The organism is Microcoleus sp. PH2017_28_MFU_U_A (assembly GCF_020738035.1).
Lineage (GTDB): Bacteria > Cyanobacteriota > Cyanobacteriia > Cyanobacteriales > Microcoleaceae > Microcoleus.
The window spans coordinates 40,705-54,126 of the sequence record NZ_JAEQCX010000073.1 but is presented as its reverse complement, the minus strand read 5'-3'; the positions used below and the strand labels follow the sequence as shown (position 1 = coordinate 54,126).

The window sequence follows — 13,422 nt, the reverse complement described above, 5'->3', positions numbered from 1 at the left end:
TCGGATTCGACCTGTTCTGTCAGCCATGACGGAATTGCGATCGTTACATCTCCAGCATTGCACAGCTATGTTGAGAAATGTTCAGCGTAAAAGAATCAGATCTATTTATAGCCTTTCGAGCTTTCATATGAGGTACTCATGGGCATAGGGCATAGGGCATTGGCCTCCGTCATAGGTCTCCGTGGGCATACCTCACCACGCTTGAGAACCGCTTTATCAAGATCGGGTAAAGAGGCGATCGTAGGAGCGAGAATTCAGATCCGGGAAATAAAGTAGTCTTTCTACCACCATTTTACTGCCAAAAAAACCTATGGCTGCATTAATCCCATTGACGATGTTCGGTTTGATCCCGATCGTTCTTTACTTGTTTGTGAGGTTTCCGACTCAGCGGGCGGTAATTATCACTTTTGTGGCAGCGTGGCTATTTTTACCACAAGTTTCTTATCCCATCCCCATATTGCCCGCCTATACCAAAGTTTCCGCATCTTGCTACGCCATTTTGCTGGGTGTTATTATCTACGACACTGAGCGCCTCACCAAATTTAAGCCTGGCTGGCTGGACGTGCCAATCGTAATTTGCTGTTTGTCTCCAATTATTTCACAACTTACTAATGGCGGTAGCCCAATTTCTCCGACTTTCAACCAAATCGTTACTTGGGGTCTGCCTTATTTTTTTGGACGGTTGTATCTGGGTAGTTTAGACGGGCTGCGACAATTGGCGATCGGGATTTTTGCAGGTGGTTTAGCCTACGTTCCTTTTACTTTATTGGAAGGGGTTAAGGGCCCACTTCTGCACCAAATGGTTTACGGCGTCAACGCCTTTGAGGACTGGGGTCAAGCAAGGCGCATGGGGGGGTGGAGACCTGTAGTATTTATGCAGCACGGTTTGATGGTGGGCGTGTGGATGATGACAGCAGCCTTAATCGGAATTTGGCTCTGGCAAACTGGGACGCTCAAAAAGTTTCAGGGCAAAAACATTAAGACTCTAGCAATTGTATTAACTATCGCTTTTTTCCTCTGCCGTTCTACAGGTGCCTATACTTTATTTTTTATCGCGTTACTCATATTATTTTGTGCCAAGTGGTTTCGCACTTCTTTGCCACTACTATTCGTAATTGGATATATAGCGTTTTATCTGTACGTAGCTGCATCTGGTCAATTCTCGAGCCACGACGTGATGAGCGTAATCAATCCCATATTTGGCGAAGAACGGGCCGCCTCTCTGAAGTTTAGATTTGACATGGAAGAGATATTAGGAGATAAAGCGCGACAAAGATTTATTTTTGGCTGGGGGGATTCGGGCGGAAACCGCGTATACGACGGGTACGGTAAAGATATCTCGGTCACCGATAGCTTGTGGATTATTGCATTTGGCATCAACGGTGCAGTCGGTTTAGTTAGTTTATTTGCTTCATTTTTACTTCCTGTTGTCGTCTTTGCGTTCAAGTATCCCGCCAGAACCTGGTCTCATCCGAAAGTAGCGCCCGCTGCGGCCCTGGGAGTAGCCGTAACTATGTATATGTTTGACTGTGTTTTGAACGCTATGGCTAACCCGATTTTTGCGGTCATTGCTGGAGGAATATCGGGTCTGGCTTTAAAAGCTCCAGAAAGTCTGAAGGCCAAGAAAACCATTTCGCCTTCGCCACCAAGAAGACAGTCGCTGGTTCACCAAAAATCAGGATGATTTTCAAGCTTTGAGCGCGCTCAAAGCTTGAAAATATATTGCATTCTCTAGATACAAAAATTTAAGAATCTACTATGTTTGTATTAAATCTAGTTGGGAAGTTGCAATCTCTTTCTCAGTTGGCTGAAAATTAATGTAATAAAATAAAATATCGACATTAATTGGCAAGGTTTCAAACATTAGCACCGGATTGTGTTTTGATTAAAACTGTGTTGCGAGTTGTAAACCAAATTAGCTTTATACACTTTTTCCTAAAAGCAGCAGATTCTTTACACAATCTTTAAACATTCTGACTGGACAGGTAGGGTGTAGGGCGATATACTAAAAAAAGTATATTCACACCCACGCCCAAGTAGTGAAAACACTCTTGCTGTATTGTGGGTTTATGGTTTGAGTTGTAGTTGAATATCAAGGCTAGATGGGAATAAAAAAATGAAAACAGTTAATTTATTGAATGTAGCGATAGATAACTTTACAATTACAGAGTTGTTTGAAAAACTAGATGACGAAGGTGGTGTCGTATTTACACCCAATGTAGACCACTTAATTAAGTTGCAATATGACCGCGACTTTTATGAAGCTTACAATACATCTAGTTATAGAGTCTGCGACAGTCAAATCTTGATGTATGCCTCAAAATTTTTGGGTACTCCTATCAAGGAAAAGATTTCGGGTTCTGACTTGTTTCCGGCATTTTATATGTATCACAAGGATAACGAGGACGTTAAAATATTTTTGCTAGGAGCGGCTGAAGGAATTGCCAGGAAAGCTCAGGAAAAAATCAATCAAAAAATTGGTAGAGAAATAGTTGTTGAAGCACTTTCTCCTTCTTTTGGCTTTGAAAAAAATGAGGAGGAGTGTGAAGCAATAATTGACACGATCAATAAATCAGGAGCTACAGTTCTGGCGATAGGAGTGGGAGCGCCGAAGCAAGAGAAGTGGCTGGTTAAATACAGGAGTAAATTCACACACGTGAAAGTTTTCTTGGCCGTAGGTGCAACCATTGATTTTGAAGCTGGTTGCAAAGCAAGATCTCCGAAATGGATGAGCGAAGTCGGCATCGAATGGGCGTACCGACTGTTAAGCGAACCGAGAAGGTTGTGGAGAAGATATTTGATAGAAGGTCTGCCGTTTTTCCGCTTGATCGTAGAACAAAAATTAGGGTTTTATAAAATGCCTTTTGTTGACAGTTAAACCACGAAGCTAGAAGGGAAGGCGCTTGGGAAACACTCTTATTTACAAATCAATAACGTCAATGAATCTGAGTGTGATATCCGGCGTTTGAATTGAGTCCTGATAGATGGAATCTGTGGAAAGTGCGATCGCACTTTCTGCCAATAATATTCATTTTTGGTTTCAGGTGCAGGTAAAATCGGAAAGAAACCTTTGTTGCAAATCCCTAACTCGGGATTTAAATCATGAATCTGCCTTCTTTCTTGTGGTTGTGGAAAATAGCGGCGTGGTCAATGGGTGTGGCGCTTTTGGCTTACCTGTTGTTGGCCGTTACTGGAACGTGGATGTTTGCCGCCCGCAGCACGAAACAGCCACGCCCAAAATGGCTGCGTCCCTTTCATTTGGGGACTGGTGCGGGGATGGCGACTCTGGTAATTTTACTGCTCTTAATTGGCGTAGTCGGTACGCTCGGATACTATGGCAATTTGGGTCACTCAGCTCATTTACCGGCGGGGTTGGCTGTGGTGGCGTTGGTGTTGGTTTCTGTAGGAAGCGGGCTGCAAATTGGCCCTAAACATCCTTGGGCGCGTCCGCTACACATTGGCACTAATTTGGCTTTGTGTGGGGGATTTGTTATTGTGTTGCTCACAGGATGGACGATTGTACAAAAGTATTTACCGAAAGTTTAACGTTTGATTGTTCGGACTTCAGTCCTCTGATAAGAGATGCGGACTGAAGTCCTCACTACGAACCTGAGATGCGGACTGAAGTCCTCACTACGAACCTGCTACTTTAGCTATGAAATCTAAGATATGTTGAGCGGTAATCTGTGGTTTTTCTAAGTGGGGAACGTGTCCGCAATCCGGTATCCAAATTAGTTGGGAATTTGCGATCGCACTTTTAAATTTTTCTGCATCCGCAGTCCCTAATATTCTATCTTGTTTTCCCCACAAAATCAGCGTCTGCTGCTGAATTTGCGATAGTTTTTGCCCAAAACCGCCGTAACCTCCACTTTTGGTAAATGCAATTAAAGCTTGATTCCAGTTGGGCATTTCTAAGTGCAAAGCCGCGCAGGTTTGTGCGTCAACAGAAGCCAAAGTTTTGTCGAAATAAGCATTGACGCTAATTTTTTGGCGAATTATTGGGTTGCGTAAAAATGAAGTTGCTAGATATCCTAAAGGAGGGATTAAAAATTTTCCTTTATTAGATGTTACCGCAAAACCAGCACTGTCTATTAACACTAATTTTTTGACGGCTTCGGGATGATTGAGAGTGAAATCTATTGCTGCGGCACCTCCCATCGACGCGCCAACTAAGATTACAGGCTGCGAAATAAGGGTTTTCCAGAAATAGTAGAGGTGACTTCCAATCGCTTTTTGACTGAATGGCAAATCCGCCGCTCTTTCTGTAAAGCCAAAACCCAACAAATCAACCGCCCAAGTCTCATTTTTTTCGGCAAGCAGCGGCAACAGGCGGCGGTATTCAAATACGGAACTGTCGAAGCCGTGAATTAACAAAATGGGGGTGTTTCCGCTGCCTTGGCGCGCGTAGGTTGTGGCAATTGGCTGCTGGCTGAGACTCGTTGTAATTGCCTCTACTTGAATGCTTTTAGCTAAGGCAATTGAGGTAGATTCTGTGAGTTGTGCGATCGACTTTGGGAGAAAACTTGCTGGCATAATTCTTGATAAAGTGTGAATCGGTAGGGCCGATGCCTCCGCGATCGCCCCTTCCCCTCAAATATTTAAGTATATATGCTCGATCGCCTCCTACTTGAGGATTTAGGGCGATCGACCTCTGAAACCAGGATCTATATTTAGTCTCGTGGTGTCTCGGCTAAGGCTGAGTTGGTTAACTATATGTTAAAATATTTGAGAATAGTTGCTAATAATTCCTTTTTAATCTACTATGCTTAAGAGCAGTAGATATTGCTTCGTGGGGGTTAAAGCGCACATTGGCATCTAACGCAAGAGAGATTAAAACTACGAACTCGCCAAAAAATCGTCTTTCTGGGCTGGTTGGATGGCTGCGTCCGAAATATTAACAGGGAAAGAGTTCGCTGAAACTGGAAATTTAGCGATGTATACCATTGTGCGCTGCCAGTATTGAGAATTAATCTCAAGTCTGGTGCACAAGCAAGCCAAAGCAAAAAGTTACTAAAATCGATCGACAACCAGAAAAGATGAAAGAAAACACCCAAGAATACAGCCAACAAAACGAACAGCTAAACCCCAGACAGTTCGGGGCTTTTACCTTTTACGGCGAGACACCAGAAGTCTCTCAAACCGCAGAGGATAGCACAGAAATTCAGCCAGACTCAGCTCAAGGTAAATCATTCCCGCTAGCAATGGCAAGCGTTGGCGACAAGCTGCGGATAGTCAAACTCAAAGGTTCAGAAGGCACTGTGCGACGCCTCATCGGCATGGGATTAGTCCCCGGCATAGAAGTTCAAATAGTCAGCAATTCTGGGGGCTCGGTGATTGTGGGAATTGGCGACAACCGCATTGGTTTGGGGGCGGGTATGGCACAAAAAATTATGTGTACGAATTAACGGAATTAGCGGAATTGGAAATTGGGAATTGGGAATTGGGAATTGGGCATTGGGCATTGGACATGAAAAAAAGTTATTAAGCTGTTGCTTATTTAAACTGCAATATTCGGGGCGGTACTGCGAATCCACCCCGCAAGAGTTTGATTATTTCTTGACATACAGTTTAAATGCCACAACAGCTTACCAATGAACAATGACCAATGCACTTAATTACCAATTACCAATTACCAAGAAGAATGGGTTTAAAACCTCCTCGTTTTAGGGGGAAATAAAACAAAATTATTTACTGTTTCAATCCTCTTCCTTTTATGGAGAGGTAGCCCTCAAGCGGTCAACTGTCAACTGTCAACTGTCAACTGTCAACTGTCAACTGTCAACTGTTAACTGTTAACTGTCAACTGAATAACTAGCCATTACAATAGAAAAAAATGAACGATAAAAAACAACTGCGAGATTTAGCTGTTGGCAGCATCGGCCGAGTAGTTGGCTATGAGAAAACAGCCCGCGGTTACAAAAGTAAATTGTTAGCAATGGGATTGACGCCGGGAACAGAATTTACTGTTACCCGCCACGCACCCCTAGGAGATCCCGTAGAAATCCTAGTGCGGGGTTTCAAACTCAGTTTGCGGAAAGATGAAGCCAATATCTTATTTGTACAGGAAGTAGAAGAATGACTAAGCAAATCATTGGATTGGTGGGCAACCCCAACTGTGGAAAAACTACTTTATTTAATGCGTTGACAGGTGCTAACCAGCGAGTCGGTAATTGGCCGGGAGTAACAGTTGAACGCAAAGAGGGAAAATACCCTCACGACGGTTTTGTAATTACTATTGTTGACTTGCCGGGAGTTTATTCTATCGATGCCGAAGATGGAGATACCGGACTCGATGAATTGGTAGCGCGAGATTATTTGCTATCTGGCGAAGCTGATGTGATTGTGAATATTGTTGATGCTTCCAACTTAGAACGAAATTTGTATCTCACAACGCAAATTTTAGAGATGCGCGTGCCGATGATAGTCGCGCTAAACATGATGGATGTTGCCAAGGAACGAGACATCCGAATTAATGTTAGCAAACTCGCAGAACGTCTCGGTTGTACTGTAGTGCCGATGAGTGCTACGTCAAATGACGGGGTGCCTTTGTTGCGCGATGCTGTGAATAAGGCGCTGGTTAAGCCGATCGTACCATCTGCCTGTGTAGCTTATCCGGCTGTCATCGAAGATGCGATCGCCCAACTAATCCCGCATATCCAACAGCATAGCCCAAACCGCAGTATCGATGCCCGCTGGACAGCCCTGAAACTACTAGAATACCAGGATGAAGTCGCCCCGGAACTCGCCAATACAGAGTTAGAAAAAATAGTCGTCCCGCACCGCCGCCGAGTCCACGAAACCCTCGATGACGACTTAGATATTATCATCGCCGACAGCCGCTACACCTTCATCCGCACCCTGACTCAAGGCGTCGCCGAATCTTCCAGAGAAGTCAAAGCCAATCTTTCCGATAAAATCGACCAAATTGTGCTCAACCGCTGGTTAGGCATTCCCGTATTCTTGATGGTGATGTACTTAATGTTCACCATTTCGATTAACGTTGGGGGAGTGTTTATCGACTTCTTTGACCAATTCTTCGGGACAATTTTTGTAGATGGTTTCGGCGCCCTTTTAGAAACTATCAAAGCCCCTGGATGGTCGATCGGACTGCTGGCAAAAGGTGCTGGTGGGGGGATTCAAACTACATCTACTTTTATTCCCCAAATTGGGATGATGTTTTTGTGTTTGTCAGCCCTCGAAGACTGCGGCTACATGGCACGGGCAGCTTTTGTGATGGACAGATTAATGCGATTTGTCGGACTTCCCGGCAAATCCTTTGTACCGATGATGATCGGTTTTGGGTGCAATATTCCCGGAATCATGGCGACGCGGACATTAGAAAATAAGCGCGATCGCACGATGACGATTATGATGAATCCATTCATGTCTTGTAGTGCCAGATTAGCAGTTTACGCCCTGTTTTGCGGCGCATTCTTCCAAGTCGGCGGTCAAAACATGGTGTTGGGGCTTTACCTGTTAGGCATTTTAGCAGCAGTTCTCACCGGGCTAATCTTAAAAAACACCATCCTGCAAGGAGAAGCTGCACCCTTTGTGATGGAACTGCCACCCTACCACATTCCTAAGCTTAAAGGCGTGCTGCTGCGGACTTGGGACAGATTGCAAGCTTTTATCAAAAAGGCGGGAATTGCGATCGTGATCATGGTCGTTATACTAGGATTTATGGGTTCAGTCGGCACCGATGGTTCCTTCGGCAAAGACAACAGCAAAGACTCAATTCTTAGCGCCGTCGGCCGCGCGGCAACACCTGTATTTACACCAATGGGAATCACCCAAGAAAACTGGCCCGCCACCGTCGGTTTACTAACAGGAGTATTTGCCAAAGAAGTCATGGTTGGAACCTTAGATTCCTTATACACTCAACTAGCAGACGAACAAAAAGCAGCAGGTGGAGAACCGGAGAAAGAAGAAGAATTTAGCTTCTGGGGAAACATCGGCAAAGCATTTTTTAGCATCCCAGAAAATCTCACAAAACTTCCCGGTCAAATTTTTGATCCCCTCGGCTTAAGTTCTGCCAATATTACAGACCAAAAATCAGCAGCAGAAGCGCAAGGTATTTCTGGTAACACCTACGGACAAATGTCCCAGCGGTTCGGTTCTGATAAAGCCGCCTTTGCTTATTTGGTATTCGTATTACTGTACTTTCCCTGCGTCTCTGCAACGGCCGCACTTTACCGCGAAACTAACTTGGGGTGGACTGTATTCGCAGGTCTATGGACTACTGGTGTCGCCTATTTTACAGCAGTTGGATACTATCAAATAGCCACATTTTCAGAGCATCCAGACTCATCTCTGGTTTGCATTGTCAGACTAATCATAGCGATGGGCTTGACTCTTGTGGCATTAAAACTAGCTGGTGGAAAACGAGCAAAGCGACGGGAAGCAATCAGTAGTTAGTCGTTATTAGTTATTAGTTATTAGTTATTCATAGCAGCCAGCAAATAACCAGTAACTAATAAGCATTAACCAATAACAGCGTTCATCTGCGTTTAAGAATCAAACAAAGGAGAAAAACCATGATTTTAAGCGACATCCAAAAATTTATTGCTGACAACAAAAGAGCCTCCATCGCGGATCTAAAAATTCACTTCCGCATGGATGGTGATGCTTTGCGCGGAATGTTAAATCGCCTAATTCGCAAAGGCAGAATCAGTAAAATGGCAGAAGCTAAAAAGTGTGGTGGATGTCACAGTTGCGCCGACGATGCCACCGAGATTTATGTATGGGTAAATCCGGGCGAGTCGGTGTCAGCAAAAGATCCGGTTTCTGCAACTTGCCATTAAGAAATCAGGAGACGGCAGTGCCGTGTCCCTACCGTGATTAATTGTAGGGAAACGGCACTGCCGTCTCCTCGCTTGTCACCTGACGGCGCAGCCGGAATTGATATAACGCAGATCCGGAGGCTCTGCCTGGGAACCAGTTAACCAGTTAAAATTATACAATTTGGTATATGATTTTATTAAACATCTGAATATATGTTCAATGATGATAATCATTCTAAAATCTCAAAAGGATACTGAATAATGACTCAAACTCCTTCCCTCAAAACGCTACAAACTAAGATTGGCGGAATGGACTGCGGCAACTGCGCCAAAACAGTAGCAGCAGGCTTGCAAAAACTGCCCGGACTTACCGAAGTCAATGTAGTTTTTGCAACAGAAAGTTTGCGGTTAAATTACGATCCTCAACAAGTAACAGAAAAAGCTATTTTCGATCGCATTCAAACTTTAGGCTACACGATCGAACAGACTACCACAGCAATACCATCATCGGAGAATTCCGGTTGTTCGCACGAACATGAACACCATCATCACCAGCATTCAACAGTCCAGAAAACTCAAAAGACAAATCCCACTAACTGGGAATTCTGGATTCGCAATCGCCGGGGACAGACTGTAATTTTAGCAGGCTTGGGATTAGTTCTGGGATTGCTAACTCAGTATTTAGGAATCGCAATTTGGCTGTCGCGCGGTTTTTATGGTATCGGTATTATTGTAGCCGGATTTGCGATCGCCCGCGCGGGCCTCATGGAGTTGCGATTGCGCCGCGCCGACATGAATTTGTTGATGACTATTTCGGTAATTGGCGCGGTAGCTTTAGGCGATTGGTTTGAAGCGGCGTTAGTTGTATTCCTGTTTAGTCTGGGAACAACTTTGCAAACTTTCACTTTCAGCCGCACTCGCCATGCTATTGCTAGTTTGATGGACATAACACCACCGACTGCAACTGTCAAGCGCGACAATAACGATGAAGTGACGGTGCGGGTTGAGGAAATTCAAATTGGAGAAATTCTGACAATTCGTCCCGGGCAAAGGGTAGCATTAGATGGGATAGTTGTATCGGGGAATTCGGCGATCGACCAATCGCCAATTACGGGTGAATCTATCCCTGAAGATAAGGAAACGGGCGATCGGGTTTTTGCCGGAACTTTAAATCAAACTGGCTTTTTGGAAGTCAAAGTTACCCACACTGCGAATGATACCACGGTTGCGAAAATTGTGCACTTAGTCGAGTCAGCGCAATCGAGCCGCGCCCCAACTCAGCAGTGGGTGGACAAATTTGCAGAGATTTATACTCCTATTGTGATTGTAAGTGCGATCGCGCTTACACTAATTCCGCCCTTAATTTTTGGTCAACCGTTCAGCGTCTGGTGCTACCGCGCCCTGGTAATGTTAGTCATAGCCTGTCCCTGCGCCTTAGTAATTTCCACTCCGGTTTCCATTGTCAGCGCCATCGGTGCAGCCACCAGCCAAGGCGTGTTATTTAAGGGCGGAAACGGCTTAGAAAATGCTGGAAAAATCAAGAGTCTGGCCTTTGATAAAACCGGAACTTTGACTGAAGGTAAACCTGTTGTGCAAAAGGTTTACGACTTGGGAGAATTGAGCGCCAGCACGGTATTATTAATTGCAGCTTCTTTGGAACAAAAATCGGAACATCCTTTAGCTAAGGCAATTATTACCAAAGCGAAGGAAGCAGGAATCGAGTTAGAAACTCCCGAAAATTTTACGGCTTATCCGGGTAAAGGAATTGCTGCTAATTTTGCAAACAACCTCTATCTTGTCGGAAATCGCCGCTTATTTGCCGACCAAAATATCGAACTGTCACAATCAGCAGTATCTCTGCTAGATGATATCGAGAAATTAGGGCAAACTCCCGTTTTAGTCGGCAGCAGCCGCGGTTTGTTGGGAGTGATTGCTTTGGCTGACGGCTTGCGACTGGAAGCTGCCGAAGCCCTACATTTGCTCAAACAGATGGGTTTGAACAATCTGGTGATGCTTACGGGCGATCGCACTTTTGTAGCTCAGCAAATAGCCCAACAACTCAACCTATCTGAGTATAAAGCAGAATTGCTACCAGAAAACAAATTGCAACAGATTCAAGAATTGCGAAAATTTGGGGCTGTAGGAATGGTGGGCGACGGCATTAATGATGCCCCCGCTTTAGCAGCCGCCGATATCAGCTTTGCAGTTGGCGGCATTGATATTGCACTAGAAACCGCTGATGTAGTGCTAGTTGGTAGCGACTTAAGAAAACTCGCCTATGCAGTCGATTTGAGCCGCCGTACTGTAGCCGTAATTCAGCAGAATGTAATTTTTTCCTTAGTCACAAAAGCGCTATTTTTGTTATTGGGAACTTTTGGATTTGTCGGGTTAGCAATTGCAGTGCTGGCAGATACTGGAACATCTTTAATTGTCACAGCAAATGGAATGCGACTGTTTCGCTCCAAGTTGAATTAGATAGGTAGGGTGCGCCAGTCGAGATATTTGCGATGAATCAAAAGCTAGTTTCTGACGCACCCTACAGATTAACTAATCTTAAATTCAGAAATCCGTATTAACTACCACACAAACAAGTGGCTTCTCTGATTCGGGATTTAATCGGCAAATAAATCACAAACTCTGCTCCCTCACCTATTTCCGAATTCACTTCTATTTTACCGTGATGCTTCTCGATAATCTGGTAAGAAATCGACAACCCTAAACCAGTCCCTTTACCCACAGGTTTAGTCGTAAAAAATGGGTCAAATAACCGATTAATCGTATCAGGGTCAATTCCATTACCGTTATCTCTAATTCTTATCACCACTTCATTTACTCCTGCCATTTCTGTGATAATTTCAATCTCCTTGTTTCGCAGATTTGGATTGCTCAACAGTGCATCAGCAGCATTGGATGCGATATTCATAAATACCTGGTTTAATTGCGATGGATAGCATTCTACTAAGGGCAATTTTCCGTATTTTTTAATGACTTTAATGGCTGTTTTAATCTTGCTGTTTAAAATTAACAGAGTGCTCTCAATTCCTTCATGAATATCGACTGGTTTCACTTCAGCTTCATCCAACCTAGAGAAGTTCCGTAGCGACAAAACAATTTGCTGAATGCGCTCGGTTCCCATTTTCATAGAAGATAGCAACTTAGATAAATCTTCTGATAAAAAGTCGAGTTCAATTTCTTCTATGCAGTCTTGAATCGGCGCTGTTGCATTCGGATATTCCTGCTGATAAAGTGTGAGAAGTTTGAGCAAATCTGTGGTGTATTGATTGGCGTGACAGAGGTTGCCATAAATAAAGTTAACTGGGTTGTTTATTTCGTGCGCGATACCAGCCATCATCAATCCCAAACTGGACATTTTTTCGGCTTGAATTAGTTGAGATTGGGCATTTTTTAAATCGTGAAGCGTTTGTCTCAGTTGGTGCAATTGTAGATTGAGTTTACCATCCCGCTTTTCTACTTGTTCTATCATACAGTTGAAAGCTTCTGCAAGTTGACCTAATTCATAGCCGGAAGGAATGGGTACTTTATCAGAAAAATATTCATTGCTTGCCATCCAATTCACATTTTGAGTTAAATCAAGGATTGGTTTTCCGATGATTCGGCTAACTACACCACCAACAATCGCGGCTAGAATTACTCCTGCCCAAAAGAAACTATCAAGCCTGTTAGATAAGGTTAATTGCGTCTGCTGCATTGTTGCCATTGGGCTAAACACTGCTAGATTTATGCTGTCGCCTATGTCTGACATTTCTACCGTTTTCATGATGTAAGATTGGCGCTCAATATCGATTTTCGTGGTCGATGTGTGTAGTGCAGGTACTTGCCAAGATTTTGAGCGAATTTCGGGAAAATTAGTAGCAATTAATTCACCGGATTTGAAGATGGCAAAGTAATTTATATTGTTAGTATCAATGTTGATTTGCTGCAATTGTTCGTCTGTCACTAAGTAACCGACGAGTACAGCACCAATTATCGTATTATTGTTTCTAATTGGTGCAAATCCTACTAGCAATGCTTGCGGTTTGCCATCAATACTGACGAAATTTGACTTTTCTAAGCCTTTAAGTGCTGAATTTATCGCTGCGCTATTGATCAAGTTCTTGCCTGTGAGCCACTCTTCTCGCAACTCTGCTACCATTTCGCCGCGCGCGTCTACTACCTTGACTAAATCCAATTTAAAAGTGGTTTGTAGAGATAATATATCTTGACGCAAGATGTCTGTGTCTTTTTGTTCTACTGCACGAATAACTTCTGGTTCTTCTGATAATAATTTGGCTTGTTTTGTCAATTGAGTCGATCGACCTTTGAAGTCTCGCACGGCTAAAGCTGCTTGATTTTCAACTTGATCGCGCACTCCTTTTTCGAGAGTGTTGGCAAATCCAATTTTGACTGTGTGTATCACTAACAACAATAGAGTGACGGATACACCTAGAAATGGCACAATAATTTTGAGGCTTAGCGGTACTCGAAAACGGCGGGCTTTTGGTTGAGCTGTTGTCGGGTTCGTAGGCGCAAGCCGGGGCGTAGCCATCGCACTTTTTGAATTTTTCACAAGTAGTTATTGAAAATAAGACTCATTAATATATGATAATACATTAACCATAAATTGTAATTTATATCAAATCCG

General features: G+C 43.8%; 10 protein-coding genes. 8 read left to right on the top strand and 2 right to left on the bottom strand.

The features are described 5' to 3' along the window. Positions 1–310 precede the first annotated feature (310 nt). The 3 genes from JGK14_RS18240 (at position 311) to JGK14_RS18230 (ending at position 3,546) form a co-directional block, all read left to right on the top strand. Entirely contained in the window at positions 311–1,684 is a 1,374-nt protein-coding gene (locus JGK14_RS18240; protein WP_293196152.1) for an O-antigen ligase domain-containing protein, read from the top strand. A gap of 432 nt (positions 1,685–2,116) precedes the next feature. Then, positions 2,117–2,878 carry a WecB/TagA/CpsF family glycosyltransferase gene (locus JGK14_RS18235; protein WP_293184416.1) on the top strand — a complete coding sequence of 254 codons (762 nt, stop codon included), beginning with the start codon at positions 2,117–2,119 and terminating at the stop codon, positions 2,876–2,878. Between the two features lie 224 nt (positions 2,879–3,102). Next, positions 3,103–3,546, top strand: coding sequence for a DUF4079 domain-containing protein (locus JGK14_RS18230; RefSeq protein ID WP_293196150.1), 444 nt, complete (start codon positions 3,103–3,105; stop codon positions 3,544–3,546). Between the two features lie 87 nt (positions 3,547–3,633). Here the strand turns inward: JGK14_RS18230 and JGK14_RS18225 are convergent, their stop codons facing one another. Continuing rightward, positions 3,634–4,533 carry an alpha/beta fold hydrolase gene (locus tag JGK14_RS18225; protein ID WP_293218892.1) on the bottom strand — a complete coding sequence of 300 codons (900 nt, stop codon included), beginning with the start codon at positions 4,531–4,533 and terminating at the stop codon, positions 3,634–3,636. Between the two features lie 503 nt (positions 4,534–5,036). Between JGK14_RS18225 and JGK14_RS18220 the strand changes: the two genes are divergently transcribed. The 5 genes from JGK14_RS18220 to JGK14_RS18200 all read left to right on the top strand — a co-directional run bounded on the left by JGK14_RS18220 (position 5,037) and on the right by JGK14_RS18200 (position 11,255). Beyond that, positions 5,037–5,405 carry a FeoA family protein gene (locus JGK14_RS18220; RefSeq protein WP_293184410.1) on the top strand — a complete coding sequence of 123 codons (369 nt, stop codon included), beginning with the start codon at positions 5,037–5,039 and terminating at the stop codon, positions 5,403–5,405. Positions 5,406–5,833: 428 nt separating this feature from the next. After that, positions 5,834–6,079, top strand: a complete 246-nt coding sequence (locus JGK14_RS18215) for a FeoA family protein (protein ID WP_293184408.1) — start codon at positions 5,834–5,836, stop codon at positions 6,077–6,079. Further along, positions 6,076–8,415 carry a Fe(2+) transporter permease subunit FeoB gene (feoB, locus tag JGK14_RS18210; RefSeq protein ID WP_293212978.1) on the top strand — a complete coding sequence of 780 codons (2,340 nt, stop codon included), beginning with the start codon at positions 6,076–6,078 and terminating at the stop codon, positions 8,413–8,415. Before JGK14_RS18215 ends, feoB begins: the two co-directional genes overlap by 4 nt. Positions 8,416–8,534: 119 nt before the next feature. Further along, complete coding sequence (locus tag JGK14_RS18205; RefSeq protein WP_293184402.1) at positions 8,535–8,801, top strand: FeoC-like transcriptional regulator; 267 nt, start codon at positions 8,535–8,537, stop codon at positions 8,799–8,801. Positions 8,802–9,041: 240 nt separating this feature from the next. Continuing rightward, on the top strand, positions 9,042–11,255 hold the full coding sequence (locus JGK14_RS18200; protein WP_325315341.1) for a heavy metal translocating P-type ATPase: 2,214 nt from the start codon (positions 9,042–9,044) through the stop codon (positions 11,253–11,255). Positions 11,256–11,352: 97 nt separating this feature from the next. On the opposite strand, the gene JGK14_RS18195 is transcribed toward JGK14_RS18200, so the two are convergent. Continuing rightward, a complete protein-coding gene (locus JGK14_RS18195; RefSeq protein WP_293184397.1) occupies positions 11,353–13,347 on the bottom strand; it encodes a sensor histidine kinase in 1,995 nt (664 codons plus the stop codon). Between the last annotated feature and the right edge of the window lie 75 nt (positions 13,348–13,422).

Excerpts from the sequence above, each read along its gene's own strand:
- JGK14_RS18240 (WP_293196152.1), top strand. The coding sequence starts at position 311 with ATGGCTGCATTAATCCCATTGACGATGTTCGGTTTGATCCCGATCGTT.
- JGK14_RS18235 (WP_293184416.1), top strand. The coding sequence starts at position 2,117 with ATGAAAACAGTTAATTTATTGAATGTAGCGATAGATAACTTTACAATT.
- JGK14_RS18230 (WP_293196150.1), top strand. The coding sequence starts at position 3,103 with ATGAATCTGCCTTCTTTCTTGTGGTTGTGGAAAATAGCGGCGTGGTCA.
- JGK14_RS18225 (WP_293218892.1), bottom strand. The coding sequence starts at position 4,533 with ATGCCAGCAAGTTTTCTCCCAAAGTCGATCGCACAACTCACAGAATCT.
- JGK14_RS18220 (WP_293184410.1), top strand. The coding sequence starts at position 5,037 with ATGAAAGAAAACACCCAAGAATACAGCCAACAAAACGAACAGCTAAAC.
- JGK14_RS18215 (WP_293184408.1), top strand. The coding sequence starts at position 5,834 with ATGAACGATAAAAAACAACTGCGAGATTTAGCTGTTGGCAGCATCGGC.
- feoB (WP_293212978.1), top strand. The coding sequence starts at position 6,076 with ATGACTAAGCAAATCATTGGATTGGTGGGCAACCCCAACTGTGGAAAA.
- JGK14_RS18205 (WP_293184402.1), top strand. The coding sequence starts at position 8,535 with ATGATTTTAAGCGACATCCAAAAATTTATTGCTGACAACAAAAGAGCC.
- JGK14_RS18200 (WP_325315341.1), top strand. The coding sequence starts at position 9,042 with ATGACTCAAACTCCTTCCCTCAAAACGCTACAAACTAAGATTGGCGGA.